This window comes from Pseudomonas sp. PB120 (assembly GCF_009761815.1).
In the GTDB taxonomy this organism is placed as follows: Bacteria; Pseudomonadota; Gammaproteobacteria; order Pseudomonadales; family Pseudomonadaceae; genus Aquipseudomonas.
The window spans coordinates 1-18,099 of the sequence record NZ_RWIN01000066.1 but is presented as its reverse complement, the minus strand read 5'-3'; the positions used below and the strand labels follow the sequence as shown (position 1 = coordinate 18,099).

Annotated in this window: 15 protein-coding genes and 2 pseudogenes; 10 read left to right on the top strand and 7 right to left on the bottom strand. The window is 62.0% G+C overall.

Features of this window, described 5'->3' with window-relative positions; all coding sequences use genetic code 11:
• From EJA72_RS13400 to feaR, 6 genes are all read left to right on the top strand, one after another.
• Positions 1–807, top strand: an 807-nt coding sequence (locus EJA72_RS13400) for an amidase (protein ID WP_157711915.1), incomplete at its 5' end; no start/stop codon positions are given.
• A 23-nt stretch (positions 808–830) separates the two neighbouring features.
• Positions 831–2,114 carry a Rieske 2Fe-2S domain-containing protein gene (locus EJA72_RS13395; protein ID WP_157711914.1) on the top strand — a complete coding sequence of 428 codons (1,284 nt, stop codon included), beginning with the start codon at positions 831–833 and terminating at the stop codon, positions 2,112–2,114.
• Positions 2,111–2,611: an aromatic-ring-hydroxylating dioxygenase subunit beta gene (locus EJA72_RS13390; protein ID WP_157711913.1), complete on the top strand. Its 501-nt coding sequence runs from the start codon at positions 2,111–2,113 to the stop codon at positions 2,609–2,611. Before EJA72_RS13395 ends, EJA72_RS13390 begins: the two co-directional genes overlap by 4 nt.
• 11 nt (positions 2,612–2,622) lie before the next feature.
• The gene (locus tag EJA72_RS13385) at positions 2,623–3,363 is read left to right on the top strand and encodes an SDR family NAD(P)-dependent oxidoreductase (protein ID WP_157711912.1); all 741 of its coding nucleotides are present in this window, start codon (positions 2,623–2,625) and stop codon (positions 3,361–3,363) included.
• A gap of 191 nt (positions 3,364–3,554) precedes the next feature.
• Complete coding sequence (locus EJA72_RS13380; RefSeq protein ID WP_157711911.1) at positions 3,555–4,502, top strand: PDR/VanB family oxidoreductase; 948 nt, start codon at positions 3,555–3,557, stop codon at positions 4,500–4,502.
• Positions 4,503–4,653: 151 nt separating this feature from the next.
• The gene (gene feaR, locus EJA72_RS13375; protein ID WP_157711910.1) at positions 4,654–5,571 is read left to right on the top strand and encodes a transcriptional regulator FeaR; all 918 of its coding nucleotides are present in this window, start codon (positions 4,654–4,656) and stop codon (positions 5,569–5,571) included.
• Between the two features lie 248 nt (positions 5,572–5,819).
• On the opposite strand, the gene EJA72_RS13370 is transcribed toward feaR, so the two are convergent.
• The gene (locus EJA72_RS13370) at positions 5,820–6,449 is read right to left on the bottom strand and encodes a response regulator transcription factor (RefSeq protein WP_157711909.1); all 630 of its coding nucleotides are present in this window, start codon (positions 6,447–6,449) and stop codon (positions 5,820–5,822) included.
• A 259-nt stretch (positions 6,450–6,708) separates the two neighbouring features.
• On the opposite strand from EJA72_RS13370, the gene hpaC reads away from it, so the two are divergent.
• Positions 6,709–7,221 carry a 4-hydroxyphenylacetate 3-monooxygenase, reductase component gene (gene hpaC / locus EJA72_RS13365; protein WP_157711908.1) on the top strand — a complete coding sequence of 171 codons (513 nt, stop codon included), beginning with the start codon at positions 6,709–6,711 and terminating at the stop codon, positions 7,219–7,221.
• Between the two features lie 475 nt (positions 7,222–7,696).
• Positions 7,697–8,014 (top strand): annotated as a pseudogene (locus EJA72_RS13360) (DUF6124 family protein).
• A gap of 142 nt (positions 8,015–8,156) precedes the next feature.
• Here EJA72_RS13360 and EJA72_RS13355 read toward each other — a convergent pair.
• The 6 genes and pseudogenes from EJA72_RS13355 to EJA72_RS13335 form a co-directional block, all read right to left on the bottom strand.
• Positions 8,157–9,173: a phosphotransferase enzyme family protein gene (locus tag EJA72_RS13355; RefSeq protein ID WP_157711907.1), complete on the bottom strand. Its 1,017-nt coding sequence runs from the start codon at positions 9,171–9,173 to the stop codon at positions 8,157–8,159.
• A gap of 8 nt (positions 9,174–9,181) precedes the next feature.
• The gene (locus EJA72_RS13350) at positions 9,182–10,462 is read right to left on the bottom strand and encodes an aspartate aminotransferase family protein (RefSeq protein WP_157711906.1); all 1,281 of its coding nucleotides are present in this window, start codon (positions 10,460–10,462) and stop codon (positions 9,182–9,184) included.
• Positions 10,455–11,777: an APC family permease gene (locus EJA72_RS13345; RefSeq protein ID WP_178129348.1), complete on the bottom strand. Its 1,323-nt coding sequence runs from the start codon at positions 11,775–11,777 to the stop codon at positions 10,455–10,457. Before EJA72_RS13345 ends, EJA72_RS13350 begins: the two co-directional genes overlap by 8 nt.
• A gap of 292 nt (positions 11,778–12,069) precedes the next feature.
• Positions 12,070–13,323 (bottom strand): methyl-accepting chemotaxis protein, encoded by a 1,254-nt coding sequence (locus tag EJA72_RS29710; protein WP_372240704.1) that lies wholly within the window; start codon positions 13,321–13,323, stop codon positions 12,070–12,072.
• A 144-nt stretch (positions 13,324–13,467) separates the two neighbouring features.
• A pseudogene (locus EJA72_RS29705) lies at positions 13,468–13,977 on the bottom strand (cache domain-containing protein); the annotation flags it as partial.
• Between the two features lie 405 nt (positions 13,978–14,382).
• On the bottom strand, positions 14,383–15,705 hold the full coding sequence (locus tag EJA72_RS13335) for a hypothetical protein (RefSeq protein WP_157711904.1): 1,323 nt from the start codon (positions 15,703–15,705) through the stop codon (positions 14,383–14,385).
• A gap of 279 nt (positions 15,706–15,984) precedes the next feature.
• Between EJA72_RS13335 and EJA72_RS13330 the strand changes: the two genes are divergently transcribed.
• The gene (locus tag EJA72_RS13330; protein ID WP_157711903.1) at positions 15,985–16,374 is read left to right on the top strand and encodes a cytochrome c family protein; all 390 of its coding nucleotides are present in this window, start codon (positions 15,985–15,987) and stop codon (positions 16,372–16,374) included.
• A 48-nt stretch (positions 16,375–16,422) separates the two neighbouring features.
• Positions 16,423–17,913 (top strand): aldehyde dehydrogenase family protein, encoded by a 1,491-nt coding sequence (locus tag EJA72_RS13325; RefSeq protein WP_157711902.1) that lies wholly within the window; start codon positions 16,423–16,425, stop codon positions 17,911–17,913.
• Positions 17,914–18,099 lie beyond the last annotated feature (186 nt).

Sequence of the window (18,099 nt, the reverse complement as noted above, 5' to 3'; positions counted from 1 at the left end):
ACCGACACCGGTGGCTCGGTGCGCGTGCCGGCGGCGTGTTGCGGCATCGCCGGGTTGAAGCCGACGTACGGGCGTGTCAGCCGGGTCGGCGCGCATCCGCTGGCCTCCAGCCTCGATTGTGTCGGGCCGTTCGCGGCGGACATGGACGACCTGATCGCCGCGATGCAAGTGATTTGCCCCGGCTTTTCGGTGCAGGGATTGCCGTCCGGCCAGGCGTCAGTGGGCTTTTTGGACGTCGACTGTGATCCGCACTTGCGAGCCTCACTTGGTGCCGCTGCCGACCGCGCCGGTTGGCGCCGTAGCAACCTGCAGCTAAGCGAATTCGAGGCCGCGTTCGCCGCTGGCCTGACCGTGATCAATTTTGAAAACTGGGCGGCTTTCGGCCACCTGACCGGCAAAGGCCTGATCGGCGCGGATGTCGAGCAGCGCTTGTTGATCGCCAGCCGCACCAGCGTCGCTGACCTGGCGCAAGCGGAAAAAGTCCGCACGCGTTTCACCCAGCAAGTGGACGCCGCGCTGGAGGAATTTGCGGTGCTGCTGTTGCCGACGATGCCAAGCCTGCCGCCCACGCTGATCGAAGCGCGCAGCGCGAGCAAAGCGGTGGCGGGCATGACCCCGCTGGTACGGCCGTTCAACCTCAGCGGCCATCCGGCGCTGACGGTGCCGGTGGAACTGGATTGCGGCGGGCTGAAAGTCGGCCTGCAGATTGTGGGTCGCAAAGGCCAGGACGAACTCGTCTGCGCCTTCGGTGCGCAACTGCAACAGAGCATGGCCGGTGAACGGTCGACCCCTAAAAAGAAATCATAAAAATAAGCCATGAGGAGAACCGCATGAGCACTCATGAATACCGGCTGATCGCATCATCGAAAAGCCCTGACGAACTGGTCAGCCATGACCGCGTCGACGTCTCGCTGTACAACGACCCGGCGCTGTTCGAAGCCGAGCTGGACAAGATTTTCTACCGCACCTGGGTCTGGGTTGCCCACGAAAGCGAAGTGCGCAACAGCGGCGACTTCAAGACCGCGATGATCGGCCGTCGCCCGGTGATCGTCGTGCGCGACAAGAAGAACAACATCAACGTGCTGGAAAACCGTTGCCGGCACCGTGGCGCCACCGTGTGCGAAAAGCACAAGGGCAACGCCACCGGTTTTACCTGCCCGTACCACAGTTGGTCCTACGGCCTGGACGGCAAACTGCGCGCGTTGCCGTACCCGGACGGCTACGAAGGCATTCTGGAAAAGTCCGAACTGCCGCTCACCAGCCTGCGCGTCGAAAGCTACGCCGGCATGGTGTTCGCCAGCTACAACGATGACATCGAACCGCTGGAAGACTTCCTCGGCGGTGCGAAACACTGGATGGACCTGTTCATGAAGCAGGGCGCCGGTTACCCGATCAAGACCCAGGGCGAACACAAGTTCAGCTTCAAGGGCAACTGGAAGATCCAGCTGGAAAACACCACAGACGGTTATCACTTCCCGATCGTGCACAAGTCGTTCATGTCGTCGGTGGATGAAGAAACCTCGGAAATGCTCTCGTTCATGACCGACGAACAAGCCGTGACCCACTCGCTGGGCAACGGCCACAGCGTGATGGTGATGGTGCCGGAGCACGTCGACCTCGATCACGACGACGGTACCGAGCAGCTGCAAGAGCGTTTCGCCCACGTCACCGAAGAACTGTCGAAAACCCTGCCGGCGGATCAGGTCCGTCGCATCGTGCGCTCGCTGCACGGTGCCGGGTTCAACCTGAACCTGTTCCCGAACGTCGCCATGTCGATGTCGTTCTTCCGTGTGCTACGCCCGGTGTCGGTGACTGAAACCGAGATCCGTCATGTGGCCCTCGGCATGGACGGCGGCCCGGAAATCGCCAACCGCGAACGCATGCGTATCCACGAACACTTCCAGGGCCCGTTCGGTTTCGGCAGCCCTGACGATGCCGAGGCCTGGGACCGTGTGCAGCGCGGCTCGTACGCCGGCGTCGACGCGCCAATCCTGGTCAACCGCGGCCTCAATCGCGAAATCACCGCCGAGAACGGCGACAAAGTCTCCCACGCCACCGACGAGGGCGGCATGCGCGGTGCCTATGACATGTGGAAAAGGATGATGAGCCAATGAGCAATCACGACACCCTGAACGGTTTTTCCGGCCCGCTGGCCCAGGCCATCGAATTCATCTGGCGCGAAGCCGAACTGCTCGATCACAAGAATTACGCCGAGTGGGCCACCTTGTGGAGCGAGACCGGCCGCTACATTGTGCCGATCGACCCGGACACCGAAGACTTCGAAGCCACGCTCAACTACGCCTACGACGATGCGCGCATGCGTGACTTGCGCATCGAACGCCTGACCGCCGGCTACTCGCCGTCGGCGGTGGACGCGGCGAAAACCGTGCGCAGTGTTTCGCGTTTCCGTCTGGTGGAAGCGGCGGGGGACGTGGTTGAAGTCAATTCCGCGCAGCTGCTGTACGCCTACAAACGCGGCGTGCACACGCCGTTCGTGGCCGACCTGAACCATCGCATTCGCTTCGTCGACGGTGTCGCGAAACTGGAACGCAAGGTCGTGCGCCTGATCAATTCCACCGACAGCCTGAGCGCGCTCGGCTTCCTGCTGTGAGGAGCAACACGATGAATCGAGTCGCTCTGGTGACAGGTGCTTCGCGCGGTCTGGGCGAATGCATCGCCCGCCGTTTGCACGCGGCGGGATACCGCGTGGGTCTCGCCGACCTGCGCGTTGAAGGCGTGCAGCGTCTGGCGGCGGATCTCGATGGCAGCGGCGCGAGTGCCGTCGCCATCGAACTGGATGTGCGCAACAAGGCCGATTTTGTCCGCGCTCGCGACCTGCTCGCCGAGCGTTGGGGCGGCACCGACATTCTGGTGAACAACGCCGGCGTGTCGAAAGTCGCGCCCTTGATGGACATCACCCCGGAAGAGTTTGACGAGTCGATGGCGATCAACCTGCGCGGCACGTTTGTCGCCTGCCAGGTGTTCGGCGCGCATTTTGCCGAGCGTGGTTTTGGCCGCATCGTCAACATCGCGTCCCTCGCCGGGCAAAACGGCGGCACTGCCACTGGCGCGCACTATGCGGCGGCCAAGGGTGGGGTGGCGACGCTGACCAAAGTCTTCGCCCGTGAACTGGCGCCACAGGGTGTGACGGTGAACAGCATTTCGCCGGGGCCGCTGGACTTGCCGGTGGTGCGCGAATCCGTGGCGCCGGAACGCCTGGAGCAGATTCTGAAAATGATCCCGGCCGGCACCCTCGGCGCCCCCGACTACATCGCCGATACCGTGTTGCTGCTGATCGCCGACCACGCCACTTCGGTCACCGGCGCGTGCTGGGACGTCAATGGCGGGTTGTTCATGCGCTGATTTACCGGCCAACTCGATCTACCGTGGCGAGGGAGCTTGCTCCCGCTGGGCTGCGAAGCGGCCCCAGGATGTTGGCGGCGATGCAGATTTTGCGACTGCTGCGCAGTCGAGCGCGAGCAAGCTCGCTCGCCACGGGTTAGTGGTCGACTTGAAGGCTTTTTAACAAAAACAACCGTATTTCAGGTGATGCAATGATGAAGGTGAGGATCGAAAGGATCGTCGACGAAGCGCTGGATATCCGTTCCTTTCGCCTCGTGCGCAGTGACGGCCAGCCGCTCGACAGTTATGAACCGGGGGCGCACGTCGACCTGACCGGGCCGACCGGGGTGACCCGCCAGTATTCGCTGTGCAGCCCGCCGCAGGATCGCCGCGCGTATTTGGTGGCGGTGAAGAAAGAAGCGCAATCCCGTGGCGGTTCTGCCGCGCTGCACGAGGTGGAAGAGGGCACGGAGCTGGAGATGGGTGCGCCACGCAACCTGTTCCGCCTCGACCCGACGGCGACCGAACATGTGCTGTGCGCCGCCGGCATCGGTGTGACGCCGCTGCTGAGCATGGCCTACCGGCTGACGGAAAACGGCCAGCCGTGGCGCCTGCATTACTTCGCCCGATCGCCGGAGTACGCCGCGTTTTCAGAGCTGTTGGCCAACACGTTCGCCGGGCACGTGCAGTTCCATTACGGCGTCGAGCCGGGTGATATGGATGCCGCGTTGAGTGAATGCCTGAATCAGGCCGGCAGCGCGGCGCATGTTTACACCTGCGGCCCGGCACCGTTCATGAACAAAGTCGTGGAAGTGGCAGCGCGCAGCCGTTCCGAAGATGCCATTCATCTCGAACACTTCCAGGCCGACCCGGCCGCAAATGCGGGACCCAGTGGTGGCTTTGAAGTGGAACTGGCCAGCTCTGGCGTGGTATTGCAGATCCCGGCCAATACCAGCCTGGTCGACGTGCTGCAGGCCCATGGTTGCGACATCGACACCGAGTGCCGCGAAGGCATCTGCGGCACCTGCATTGTAGAGGTGCTGGACGGCGTGCCGGAGCATCGCGACAACTGCCTGTCCAGCAAAGAGAAAGCCGGCAATAAGCAAATCTGTGCCTGCGTGTCGCGCGCGCTTTCCGCTCGTCTGGTATTGGACCTTTAACCGGTAGAACCTCTGGAAACATTGGGTGGGAGCCGGTTAAATCGGCGCCCCACGACCGTCGAAGGAGACGACGGTCACGAACGACTAATGCCGAACCGCTCGACGAAGCGGTCGAAAAATAACAATAAAACTGACGTGAGGCCTCGCGGTCATGATTACTTCTTCGATGGTGCGCAACGATGCATTCGAAAGTTGGTTGAACCAGGTCAATCAGGCCTGTGGGCGCTTTGACGCCCGCGCACTGGACGCGAATTTTTACGGTGGCTTGACGGAATTCCGCAGCGGTGCGATCAACCTCAGCGTGGTCGACATGGCCCACGTGCATCTGTATCGCACCAGCAAGGATGTCAGCACCAGCAACGACGGCCATTACTACGCGGTGTTCCAGCTGGGCGGCAGCTCGCAACTCGAACAGGGCGACAACCGCGCCCAGCTGGGGTGCGGCGACATCGCCCTGATCGATGCTTGCCGTCCCAGCGACATGACCTATCAGGAAGACTCACGACAGTTGTCGTTGATCCTGCCGCGGCAGGTGGTTGAGCGGGGTTCGCACTTCAATGCGGTCAACTGTGCCACGCGCATCGCGGCCAGTACGCCCCTGGCCGCGATGGCCAACCGCATGGTGCTGGAAACCCGGCAGCAACAAAGCCTGGACATGCAGGAAAGCGAAGCAGTGCTCGACGCGCTGGTCAGCCTGCTCTTGCCCGGCATCAGCGGCCGGGACAGCGGCGTGGACGCCCACGAGCGGCAGTTTCGCAAGACCATCGCGTACATCGACGAGCACATCAGCACCGAAGACCTGTGCCCCGAACTGATTGCCCGTGAGGTGGGGATTTCGGTGCGCGGGTTGTACCGGATGTTTTCCAAGCGCGGGTTGGTGGTGGCGCAGTACATCAAGCATCGCCGCCTGGACTTCTGCGCCGAAAACCTGCGCCGCTCCGACGTCGAGCAAAAGCTCTCGGCGCTGTGCTACGCGTGGGGATTTTCGGATTCCAGCTACTTTTCGTCGGCGTTCAAGTCACGCTTCGGCGTATCGCCGGGGGAGTACCGCAAGCGGTATAGCCACTGAGCGCGTCACCGTTCAATCGCGAGCAGGCTCACGCCTACAGTTGCCCGTATCCGTCTGGAGAACTCGGTCATCTGTAGGAGCGAGCCTGCTCGCGATGGCGTAGTGTCAGTCGCATCAGTGTTGAAAGTGATGGCCTCATCGCGAGCAAGCTCGCTCCTACAGTTACCCGCATCCGTCTGGAGAACTCGGTCAACTGTAGGAGCGAGCCTGCTCGCGATGGCGGCCTGAGGGGCACCGAAGATTAAGAATCAGTGCCGCGCCGGCTCATCCACCGGCAAATGCAGCACTTCACGCACCAGCATCGCGATGCTGGTCACGCCCATCTTTTCCTTGATCTTGGTCCGGTGCACGTCAACGGTTTTCACGCTGATGTTCAGCTCCCGCGCGATCACCTTGCTGGCCTTGCCATCGATCACCAGCATCAACACTTCCCGTTCCCGGCTGGTCAGCAGCGCGAGTTTGCCTTGCAGGTGCTGGCGTTGCTGCTGGTCGGCCTGGGCATGCACGGCGGTCTTCAGCGCCGCCTGGATGCGGTCGATCATCTGCTGCGGGTTGTAGGGTTTCTCCACGAAGTCCAGCGCACCGTTCTTCATCGCCGTCACTGACATCGGGATGTCGCCATGGGCGGAGACGAAAATGGTCGGCAGGGTGCTGCCCCGCTGGTTGAGGATTTCCTGCAACTGGAAGCCACTGGTTTCCGGCATGCGCACGTCCAGCACCAGGCACGCGGGTTGGCGGGGGTCGTACTGGCTCAGGAACTCTTCAGCGCCGGCAAAGCATTGCGCCTGCACACTGACCGACTCCAGCAACCAGGCGAGCGAGGTGCGAAGGTCTTTGTCGTCATCGACGATGTAAACAATCGGTTTGCGGGTTTCCATCAGGGACTGCCACGAGAATTTTCTAATTATTGTTTTCGCACACAGGCACGCTGTGGCGGACATCAGCTCTCATTGGAGCCAAGTAGCAGAATACCGGCTGTGACCGGCCCTGACGATAAAGAAACCACCTAGTCGACTAGCGGAAAGCCAACCCTGCCATGGGGATCGTCAGGATAGTGGCGCGCAGCCCCTGGCCTTACTCTTGTTCCATAACAAAGGGCCGCGCAACGACGGTCCTCCTGAAGGAAGGGGCACCGACATGGCCAACCTGAGCCAGCAGCAAATCGACTTTCGCAATGCCATGGCGCAGTTGCCGGCGGCGGTGAACATCATCACCACCAATGGCCCTGGCGGACGTTGCGGCATCACCGCCAGCGCGGTGTGCTCGGTGACGGACTCACCGCCCACGGTGCTGGTCTGCGTCAACCGCAACAGCGCCACCCACGATGTGTTCCGCACCAACGGCCACCTGTGCGTCAACGTGCTGTGCGGCGAGCAGGAAGACCTGGCCCGGCACTTCGCCGGCATGACCCAAGTGCCAATGGCTGAACGCTTCGCCTGGGACCTGTGGGACGACGGCGCGGCCGACGTGCCGGTGCTGCGCGATGCCCTGGTGAAGCTGGAAGGCCGGATCACCGAATGCAAGGAAGTGGGTTCGCACTCGGTGATGTTCGTCGAACTGTCGAAAGTCGGCGTGCGGGAAGAGGGCGACAGCCTGGTGTATTTCAACCGCCTGTTCCATCGGCTCGAGCATGCCGGGGCGCATTGCTGAAACCCCGCGTTGTCGTTCATCGTTGAAACGCTATCGCGAGCAGGCTCGCTCCCACCTTTGATCGCGTCCGTCTGGAGAACTCGATCAACTGTGGGAGCGAGCCTGCTCGCGATGGCGGTGCCTGTTCGAAGTACTGTTTAAAAGCGTTTAGCGTTACTTCCTGAAAGCCACAGCACCTTGCGCCGTTGCCTACGGCTACGCCAGAATCCGCCGACTTGTGCGCTTTGGGCACCGTCGGTAACTTGATTCCTGTCACTGATTTCCAGTGATCGGGTTTAGTAGCCCGTGGTATTTGAAGAACGTACGAGCATCTGTCAGTCAGGCATTCCCATGCCTGCATTTGATGGTGGCTGTGCGCAGGGCGTCCTCGGGCGCGCCGGCTTTCTTCTTTTCCCCGGTCTACTAACCTGCGTACAGCCGCCACCCCTCGTTTAGTAGCGATGGAGTGGTGGCATCACAGCAGGAAAAGAAAATCATGATCAAGGTAACGCCAGACCCACCAGACACCGACCCAACATCCCCTCACAACACCACCGATCACCCCTCGTTCGCAGACATCCAGGCCACCCCGCGCAACCCCTGCTCGATGTTCATCGTCAACCCGAATCTCAATACCGAAACCCTGCTGGCGCACGCGTGCGAGTCGCTGGCATAGGCGAACGTCATGACGATGGATTTGGCGGATCATATGGAGGGGCCGAGCCGCAACACCCTGCTGGGCATTGCACAAGTCATCATGCTCGGCGAACTCGCGGTGAACAGGGCGCTGGATCAGCTCGATCCAACGGAATAACGCTGAACCCCTGTGGCGAGGGAGCTTGCTCCCGCTGGGCTGCGTAGCGGCCCCAAAATCTACGTCATTGCCGATGATTTTGTCAGTGCTGCGCACTCAAGCGGGAGCAAGCTCCCTCGCCACAAAGGCGCTGTGTGTGCGATTACTTTTGCAGGTATTCCCGCGCCAACCCACACGCGCGCTCGATCAGCATTGGTGCCATTTCAATCGCGGTCGGGGTGCCTTTGCGGGTGTGAATCCAGCCCAGGTACGTCGTGCCGCGCAGCATCAGGAACAAGGCCAGGCTGTTGTGATCGGCTTCGGTCAGCGGTTTAACCGCCGCGTAGCCGGCCAGCAGCGCCGCTTTGATCTGCTCATAACGCGGATCGTCCAGGCAGAAATACAGCGCCGTGGCCAGTTCGAACATGTGCCAGCCAAAACCCGCGTCGTCAAAGTCGATCAGCCGCAATTGCGGCCCTTCGATCAGCAGGTTCTCCGGCACCAGGTCGGCGTGGATCATGCCGAAGTTATCGAGGTGACGACCGTACCGGCGCAAGTCGCTGCGTGCGGCGCGTCGGGCCTGTTGCAGCAGGGCGCGTTGATCTTCGCTGAGCTGTTCCAGCTCCCAGAACCGTCCCCAGAACGGGTTGGCCCCGATCAACCCGTCTTCATCCCAGGCATGACGCACAAACTCATCCGGTTGCTGCCACTCGGCGGCGTGCACGTGAATGCGCGCAGCGATGGCGCCCGCCTCGGCAAACAGAAAGTCGATTTCGGTGTCAGGCTGCACCCCGGCTTCCGAAGTGCCGGCCGTGGCGCCGGGCAGCCAGGCGAGCATGTCGACATGGCGCGGTTCGCCGATGTCGGCGTGGTTCACTTCGACCAGATGCCGCTCGTTACGCGCACGGATAATCTGCGGCACGGTGATGCCGGCGGTGGCGAGCGCTTCCATCCATTGCAGCTCGGAGCGCAGCGCGGCCTCGCAGTGGTAGCCGTTGCGATGAATGCGCAAGGCCACCCGCTGGCCGTCCTCGCGCCGCGCGGAAAACACGGCGTTCTCGCGGAATTTCACCAGCTCGATGTCAGCAAACGTGCCGTCCCACTGTTGCAGGGCGTGGCGGGCGAGGTCATGCAGTTTGGCGACTTGCTGGTCGTGACTCAGGGTGTGGAAATCCGTCATGGCTAGCCTCAAATGGCGCTCAGGGCGCTGTCCAGCGTGTCAACGAAGAGGTCGGCGTGGTCGCGGTTGAACACCAGCGGCGGCCGCAGTTTGAGAATGTTGTCGCCAGCGCCGATCTTGCTGATCAGCACGCCGTGTTCACGCATCTGGTTCACCACCCGGCGCGCTTCGAGGCCGGCAGGTTCTTTGCTGGCGTGGTCGCGCACCAGCTCCATGGCGAAGAACAGGCCTTTGCCACGCACGTCGCCGATGATCGAATGCTTGCCGGCCAGGACTTCCAGGCGTTGTTGCACGTAAGCACCGACGGTTCGGGCGTTGTGCAGCAGCTGTTGCTCTTCGATCACGTCGAGCACTGCCATGCCGACCGCCGCCGCCACTGGCGAGCCGCCGAACGTGTTGAAGTACATCGCGCTGCGCCCGAACGACTCGACCAAGGCCTTGCTGGTGATCAGGCCGGCCAACGGATAGCCGTTACCCATTGGCTTGCCGAGGGTGACGATGTCCGGCACCACGCCATGGGCCTGATGCCCCCACAGGTGCTCGCCGGTACGACCGAATCCGGATTGCACTTCGTCCGCGATGAACAAGCCGCCAGCGGCGCGAATCAGTTCGGCGGCCTTGTTGACGAAACCGGCCGGCAACCGCGGCAGGCCTTCGTTGGCGAACAGGGTGTCGATCAGCAGCGCCGCCGGGCGAATGCCCTGGGCTTGCATCGAGGCAATCGCGGCCTTGATGTTGCTGGCATATTCCTCGACCAGTTGCGCTTCGCTGGTGCCGGCCGGCGCCCGGTACAGGCACGGAATCGGCACCGCGCGGGCATGGGCGGCGAACGGTTCCGGCGACGGCAGCGCGGTGGTGACTTCGGCCAGCGACGCCGAGTTACCGTGGTAGTTGTAATCGCTGACAATGATCCCGGTGCCGCCGCTGGCGAAACGCGCCAGGCGCAACGCCAGTTCATTGGCTTCGGTGCCGGTGCAGGTGAACATCACGGTGTCGAGCGGCTCTGCGAAGGTGGCCGTCAGGCGCTCGGCATAACGCACGATGTTCTCGTCGAGATAGCGGGTGTGGATGTTCAGCGTCATCGCCTGGCGGTGCATCGCCTCCACCACGTGCGGGTTGCAATGCCCGACGCAGGGCACGTTGTTGTAGACGTCGAGGTAGCGGCGGCCGTCGACGTCGAACAGCCAGACGCCTTCGCCGCGCACCAGGTGCAAGGGTTTGTCATAGAACAACGGGGAAGCGCTGCCAAGTACGCGATGGCGGCGTTGCAGCAGAGTGTCTTCAGGCATGGTCTGGAACCTCGAGGTGGGGGGTGCCGTCTTGCAGTCGGGCACGCAGCAGAAAGTTGAAAATGCACAGCACGAAGGTCACCGCGAGCGCGATCAGCATCATCACGTCGAGCTGGAAGCAGGCGGCGATCACCACCAGCGTCAAGGCCAGGCCCAGCGAGGCGATCAGCTTGCCGCCGGCCAGGCGGAACGGGCGCGGCAGGTCAGGCTGGCTGCTTCGGATGCGCAGGTACGCGGCGAAAATGAACAGGTAGCAAACGTTGAGCAGCAGCACGACCGCGAGCATCACCGTGGCCGGGTCGACGGCGGACAATGGCAGGCCGATGGCGCCGATCAGCAACAGCGCCGGGAACGGCGTGCCGCGCTTGCCGGTTTTGCCCAGCCACTGCGGGAACAAACCGTCGCGGGCCATGGCAAACAGCTGCCGGGAAGCGGCGTAGATCAACGAAAAGAAGGTGGCGATCAGGCCAAACACCGCGCCGCAACCGATCACTTTGGCCAGCCACGAAGCATCGCCATAGGCGTTGGTGTGGGTCATCGCCGCGTACAGCGGATCGCCGGCGCTGCCGACCTGCTCCACGCCACCCGCTCCCGGTGCGCAGACCAGCACCACCAGCGCCGTCACCAGCAGCGTACCAACGGCCGCGAGAATCCCGCGCGGCATGCTGCGCCCCGGGTTGTGCGCTTCTTCGGCGGCCGAACCGGTTTGCTCAACGGTGATGAACAACCAGATGGCGAAGGGCACACAGGCAAAGATCCCGCCGAGGCTGACGGCCGGACCGGCCGTGGCCGGCATCACCAGCAAGTTGCTCAACTCGACATGCGGCGCCATGGCCACGCCAAACGTGAGCAGCGCGACGACCGCGATGACGCCAGCAATCAGCGTCAGGCCCATGGCCTCACCAACACCGCGCAGGTGCACGCCGATGATCACCGCGAACAGCGCGATTTTCACCGGCCAGCCGCCGAGGCCGAAAATCGACTCGGTGTAGGCGCAAATGAACGTCGCCGCCGCACCGGTGCCGATGGTCAATGCCAGCGCGCAAGCGACGCCGACCAGGTAACCCACGAACGGCCCGAACGCACTTTGCGCATAGACAAACACGCCACCGGCGCTTGGCAACGCGGTGGACAGCTCCGCCACGCACAACGCCAGCCCGCCGCAGAGCAACGCCATCAGCAACGTGGCAATCAGCATGTTCAGCCAGCCACCGGCCATCAGCCCGAAATTCCAGCCGGAAAACTGCCCGGCCACCACCAACGCAATGCCAAGACCCGCGATCTTTGGCCAGCCCAACGCACTTTTCTTAAGCACAGAAATCTCCCGCGACCCGAAGGTCGATTTATTGTTTTTTGTGGGGGTGTTTGAAGGGATCGGCTTTGATACTACGCGGGCAGGGTGGTGCGGCTTGTGTATGCGTGTGCCATCCGATTGTGTGTGGATGCCAGATTGCGGGCGGTGGAGGAGGGCAGGAGAACCGCGTTATCGTTCATCGCGAGCAGGCTCACTCCTACAGGGATTGCGGTGTTCACAAATGTTGCGTTCACCGCAAATCCCTGTAGGAGTGAGCCTGCTCGCGATGGCGATCTATCAGGCAACACTCATCTCAGATACGAAAACTACCCACCAGCTGATTCAGCCGATCAGCCTGCCGCTCCAGTTCCGTGCACGCCTGCAAGGTCGAATGCAGGTTTTCCACGCCTTGCTGGTTGAGGGTGTTGATTTCCGTGATGTCGACGTTCAGCGCTTCGACCACCGCCGTTTGTTCCTCTGTGGCGGCCGCGACCGATTGGTTGACGTTGTCGATCTCGCCAATGCGCTGCGTCACGCTGCTCAACCGTTTGCCGGCGAGGTTGGCGATGGTGACGCTTTCCTCGCTGTGTTGCTGGCTCTCGGTCATGGTCGTGACCGAGTCGCGGGCGCCGACTTGAAGGGCTTCGATCATCTGCTGGATTTCCGCCGCCGAGGTCTGTGTGCGACCGGCCAGGCTGCGCACTTCGTCCGCGACAACGGCAAAACCACGGCCTGCTTCGCCTGCTCGGGCCGCTTCGATGGCGGCGTTCAGCGCCAGCAGGTTGGTCTGTTGCGAGATGCCCTTGATCACTTCGAGGATCTGCCCGATGTTCACGGTTTTGTCGTTGAGCACTTCGATGTTGGCGCACGACAAGCTGATTTTGCCGGACAGTTCATTCATCACCTGAATCGTCCGCTCCACCACCTGGCGCCCGTCTTCGGCCTGTTGCCGCGCGGCACTGGCCTGTTGCGAGGCGTCGCTGGCGTTATGGGCGATTTCCTGGGCAGCGGCGCCCAGTTGGTTGATGGCGGCGGCGACACTGTTGGTGCGGGTGGATTGTTCGTCGAAGTTGCTCATCGACGAGTTGGAGGCGAGCAGCACCCGCTTGGCGACTTCATTCACGCTGAGTGCCGCCGAGGAAACCTCGCGGATCGAGTGATGAATGCGTTCGACGAAACGGTTGAACGCGGTGGCCAGTTGGCCGATTTCATCCCGCGACTGCACCGCCAGGCGCCGGGTCAGGTCGCCTTCGCCCAGGGAGATATCTTCCATGACCCGGGTCAGCGTTTGCAGCGGTCGGGTAATGCGAAAGGCCGCGTACCAGATCAACACCAGGCCGAGCAGGGCCGAGCCGCCCCCCAGCAACAGTTCAAGCGCGGTGCTTTGCACGCCTTGTGCATCGAGCTCGTGTTGCAGCGTGGTCACCGGTGCCAACAGCACGTCTTGCGGCACGCCCACCAGTACACCCCACGGTGCTGCGCCGGTAATCGGCGCCAACGGTTCGAGCACCTTGATCTGCTGCTGGTCGACAAACACCTTCGGTTGGCCCTGGTGCAGGGAGTCCATCACTTGGGCATTGTCCAGCGGTTGGCCGAGACGACTGACGTCCTGGCTGTTGGCCGAGATCACGCCAAGCGGGCTGACGATACTGATCTGGCCATGGCCATCGAACAGTTGGCGTGCACTGGCTTCGCTGTTCTGTTGCAGGGCGGCGAGGTTGATGTCGAGGCCGACCACGGCGATGACCTTGCCATTGTCGATCAGCGGGAACGCGATGCTGGTCACCAGTTTGCGGCTGCCGGACGCCTCGTCGAAATACGGTTCCAGCACGCAGGCCTGACGCGTATCGCGCGCGCAGGTGTAGAAGGCGTTATACGGCGCACCGCTGGGGCCGGGCGAGGTGTTGGCCAGCAGCGCTTCGTCGCCGATTACTGCTTGCAGTTCGCCGGGTTTGCTTTGCACCCAGTAGAGGGAGAAACGACCTGTTTCGTTGCTGCCCATGGCGGCCTGGTCAGTGAAACCGCTGTCGGCCCCGTCCAGTGCATCGGGTTCGAAAATGACATAAAGCCCGAGCAGGTCGGGCTTGTCGATCAGGGCCTGATGAAGCTGTGTGCTCAGCTCCTGGCGCAGTTGTGGGCGGGTCAGGCGACCCTGTTGCTGCAGCTGCCTGAGGTACAGCAAATAGCGCGACAACCCCTGGCCATATTCGTGCGTCTGCATGAAGGTGCGTTGCACCTGCATTGCCTGGACTTTGCCCAGCGCCTGCATGTGTTCCTTGGCAGCATTGGCGAGCATTTCGCTGCTGGCCTGCGCCACTTGCTGGCTGCTTTTGTGGGTCTGGTACAGCGACAACCCCATCAGCAATCCCACCACCAGCAGCAGGCAGAGGCCAGCGAGCAGGGCGATCTTGCTCTGAATCGTCAGGAATTTCTTGTGCATTGGAAAGGCCTTTTTCCTAGAAGAACCACACGATCCCTGTAGTAACTGGCGAAGCCCTGTGGGAGCGAGCCTGCTCGCGATGACGGCGTGTCAGTCGACATTGTTGCTGCCTGATACACTGCCATCGCGAGCAGGCTCGCTCCCACAGGGCTTCGCCAGCTGCTACAAGGGTACTGCGTTGGCAGCTTAGAAAGTGGTCGCGAACACCACTTGGCTGTAGAGGTTTTTGTCGTTGTTGCCCAGTTGAGTGCCACCCTGTTCGGCGCTCTTGTCTGGCTGGTACAGGCCGAGCAGCGGCATCACGGTCAGGTGCTCGTTGACGTGCCATTCGGCGTACAGGTCAACTTCATGACCATCGGTGTTACCAAGGTTGCGGTCGATGGTGTCGAAGTTGAAGTACATCGCGCCCACGGTCAGGTTTTCCAGCGGCGAGACTTTCAGCGTGACGTTTTGAATGCGCGAGTTGCTGTTGAACGGACCGGCGTAGTTACCGGCGACTTCACCCTGGAACCAGGTGCCATACCCACGGCTGAAACCGTAGAACAGCGTGTCGTAACCTTCGGAGAAACGGCTGTAGCGGTAGCTGACATTCGGGGTCCAGGCCACGTCGGCAAAGGTCCAGCCCGCTTCCAGGTACCAGGCGTCTTCATTGGAAGTGTGGGGTTTGTCCTGCTTGGCGTATTCGCCGGAGAGGAACAGGTTTTTCACCCCGGCATTGCCGGCTGCGCGCAGGCTGTAGGTTTTCATGCCGTCGCGTTCAAGCTGCAAAGGGGAGGCGAATTGCTCGTCGACATCGGTGGTGTCGATGTAGGTCAGGCCGACCGTGCCTTCGTCGGCGACGTGTTCCAGGGTGCCGACGTACATTTCAGTCTTGGCCTGGGCGCGGTTGTCCGATTTCAACCACATCAGGTCGCCACGCCAGCCTTGCTTGCCACCGAGGCGCAGCACGGCGGTTTCGTCGAAGGCTTTGCGCGCCGCCAGGTAGTAAGCGCCGCCGCGATTGAACTCGCCGTCGGCCAGGCCCTTGCCCATGTTCAGGGCATCGCCGTCAATCAGGAAACCATCGCCGACCACAATGTTCTGGCGACCGAAGGACAGGTCGACGCCATCGTCACCCAGCACGCTGAACAGTTTGCCCGAGCGCCAGCCGAGGTAGGCGTCTTCGAACTTGGTGCTGCGTTCCGAGCCGTCGCTGAAGCCGGCGGCATCGCCATCGCCCCAGGTGCCAGAGCTCAACATGTTCGCCGCACCGTACGCGGTGCCCACACCCGCCAGGCCCTTGTCGAAGCTCAGGCCATATTTGATGTAGCCCTCGCGCCACGACGAGGAACCTTCATCGAGCCGGCCGGACAACGCGTAGTTTTCCTGGCTGTGGAAAATGCCGAAAACCGCTTCCAGCGTGGCGTTCAGGTGACTGTCGTCATTGGCGTACAGTTCATACGCACTGGCTTGGCCGGCGCTGATCATCAGGGCAAGCGTAGAGAGACGAAGCAAGGGGGACTTGAGCATTGTGTGGCATCCGTTCTTGTTCTTGAGCGCAGGTTTGCGGTCTTTTTCGATACTAAGGCCGGGAACTTTTTCGTCCTTTTGTGTGGTTGCCAAAGAGTTGGCTGTGCTTGCCAAAATGCCCGGTTTGGCAGCCCGGCCAATACGACTGGCAGGCAGCGCAAAACCCGCGCGTCACCGACCGCCGACAATCCGTATCAACCCTGCCGGTGCACCGTTGCATCGACATTCCAGTGTGGGCGCCCGTTAGCCGGGTGCGCGGATTTTCAAGGTCGTTTTCCTATGGTCACCTCGTTGCGTTTTTCCCTCATCGGTCTGCTCTCGTTCACCGTGGCGCAGGCCGCGCTGGCTGCCGACTGTGCACCCGATCAGGGGCACGGTGCCCAGGTGTTCGCCAATGAATGCGCGGTCTGCCATTCGGTGACCAAAGGCATGACCGGGATGATGGGGCCGAACCTGGCGGGCGTGGTCGGCCGCAAATCCGGTTCGCTGGAAGGCTTCAACTATTCCCAGGCCATGCGCAATAAAGACATCAATTGGCAGGCCGAGAACATCACGCAACTCATCGCTCAACCCCAGGCCTTCGTGCCGGGGACCTACATGCCCTACATGGGGCTGGCGTCTGCGGACGATCGCCAGGCGGTCGCCTGCTTCCTCAAAGAACAACAGTAATCCGCCGGTTTCGCTGGCTGAACAACTCGTCTGAATCAAAGGTGATTTATGAGCAATGTTGAAATCCTGCCGCAGGTGGCTGCGTTCATCGACCGTCGTCATGGCTGCTTTATCGACGGCCAATGGGTGTTCGCCGAGGGGCCGAGTATCGCCGTGGTCAACCCGGCCACCGGCAAGACCCTGTGCGAAACCCTGGACGCGCCACTGGAAGTGATCGAGCAAGCCGTGCAGTCGTCGCACAAGGCCTTCAAGTCCGGCGTGTGGTCGGGTTTGCGTCCGGCGGACCGCGAACGCATTCTGCTGAACTTCACCCGCCTGGTTGAAGAGCACGCCGAAGAACTGGCACAACTGGAAACCCTGAGCCAGGGCAAGTCGATCAACATGGCCCGCGCGCTGGACCTGAACGCCACCGTGGAGTTCATGCGCTACATGTCCGGCTGGGCGACCAAGATCGAAGGGCAGACCTTTGACGTATCGATCCCGCTGCCGCCGGGCGCCAAGTTCACCGCGTTTACCAAGCGTGAGCCGGTGGGCGTGGTGGTCGGGATTGTGCCGTGGAACTTCCCGTTGCTGATTGCTGCCTGGAAGCTGATGCCCGCGCTGGCCACCGGTTGCACGGTGATCATAAAGCCGGCGATGGAAACCCCGCTGACCGCGATGCGTCTGGCGGAACTGGCCCTGGAAGCGGGCATTCCGGCCGGTGTGTTCAACGTGGTGACCGGTGGCGGCGCCAATGTCGGTGGTGTGCTCACGTCCCATCCGCTGGTGAGCAAGGTGTCGTTCACCGGCTCGACCGCAGTGGGCAAGAGTGTCGGCGTGGCGTGCATGGCCAACATGACCCGTTTTGCCCTGGAGTTGGGCGGCAAGAACCCGATGATCGTGCTCGCCGATGCCGACATCGACAAAGCCATTCAGGGCGCGATCCTTGGCGGCCTGTTGAACAACGGCCAGGTCTGCGCGGCGGCTTCGCGCTTCTATGTGCATCGCTCGATCCACGACAAATTTGTCGAAGGCCTTGCGGCGGCGGTCTCGGCGATGCCGATTGGCGCGGGCATGAACTGCGAGGCAGCGATCAACCCGCTGGTGTCGCGCAAGCAGCAACAGGGCGTGCTCAAGCACATCGAACTGGCGCGTCAGGAAGGTGCTCGCGTGGTGTCGGGCGGCGAGTTGCTGGAAGGCGACGGTTTTTATGTGCAGCCGACGATCCTGGCCGATATCGACCACAGCATGGCCGTGGCCCGTGAAGAGGTGTTCGGTCCGGTGCTGGGCGTGATGCCGTTCGATGATGAAGATGCGGTGATCGCGCTGGCCAACGACAATCGTTATGGCCTGGCGGCCAGTCTGTGGACCAATGACCTGAGCAAGGCGATGAACCTCGTCCCACGCATTGAAGCGGGCACGGTGTGGGTCAATGCCCATGTGCTGCTGGACCCGGCCATGCCGTTTGGCGGTGTGAAGCAATCGGGGATGGGGCGTGAGTTTGGGCGGGCGGTGATTGAGGCGTATACCGAGTTGAAGTCGGTTTGTATTGCGCATTGATTAAGTAGGGTTGGCCGCGTGCGCGGTTGGGGCAGGTGGGTAATCCGGGGATTGGGTGTATATCCGTTTCTTCGGTCACGGCGGCTATTGGTTTCGCCCTTACGGCGAGTCACTTGGAAAAGCCCCAAGTAACCAAGGGCTCTTGCCCCTTTCGTTCGGTGCCTCGCCTAGGCTCGGCATGCCCTC

Excerpts from the sequence above, each read along its gene's own strand:
- EJA72_RS13385 (WP_157711912.1), top strand. The coding sequence starts at position 2,623 with ATGAATCGAGTCGCTCTGGTGACAGGTGCTTCGCGCGGTCTGGGCGAA.
- EJA72_RS13330 (WP_157711903.1), top strand. The coding sequence starts at position 15,985 with ATGGTCACCTCGTTGCGTTTTTCCCTCATCGGTCTGCTCTCGTTCACC.
- hpaC (WP_157711908.1), top strand. The coding sequence starts at position 6,709 with ATGGCCAACCTGAGCCAGCAGCAAATCGACTTTCGCAATGCCATGGCG.
- EJA72_RS13355 (WP_157711907.1), bottom strand. The coding sequence starts at position 9,173 with ATGACGGATTTCCACACCCTGAGTCACGACCAGCAAGTCGCCAAACTG.
- EJA72_RS13370 (WP_157711909.1), bottom strand. The coding sequence starts at position 6,449 with ATGGAAACCCGCAAACCGATTGTTTACATCGTCGATGACGACAAAGAC.
- EJA72_RS13350 (WP_157711906.1), bottom strand. The coding sequence starts at position 10,462 with ATGCCTGAAGACACTCTGCTGCAACGCCGCCATCGCGTACTTGGCAGC.
- EJA72_RS29710 (WP_372240704.1), bottom strand. The coding sequence starts at position 13,323 with ATGGACTCCCTGCACCAGGGCCAACCGAAGGTGTTTGTCGACCAGCAG.
- feaR (WP_157711910.1), top strand. The coding sequence starts at position 4,654 with ATGATTACTTCTTCGATGGTGCGCAACGATGCATTCGAAAGTTGGTTG.
- EJA72_RS13325 (WP_157711902.1), top strand. The coding sequence starts at position 16,423 with ATGAGCAATGTTGAAATCCTGCCGCAGGTGGCTGCGTTCATCGACCGT.
- EJA72_RS13395 (WP_157711914.1), top strand. The coding sequence starts at position 831 with ATGAGCACTCATGAATACCGGCTGATCGCATCATCGAAAAGCCCTGAC.
- EJA72_RS13380 (WP_157711911.1), top strand. The coding sequence starts at position 3,555 with ATGATGAAGGTGAGGATCGAAAGGATCGTCGACGAAGCGCTGGATATC.
- EJA72_RS13335 (WP_157711904.1), bottom strand. The coding sequence starts at position 15,705 with ATGCTCAAGTCCCCCTTGCTTCGTCTCTCTACGCTTGCCCTGATGATC.
- EJA72_RS13390 (WP_157711913.1), top strand. The coding sequence starts at position 2,111 with ATGAGCAATCACGACACCCTGAACGGTTTTTCCGGCCCGCTGGCCCAG.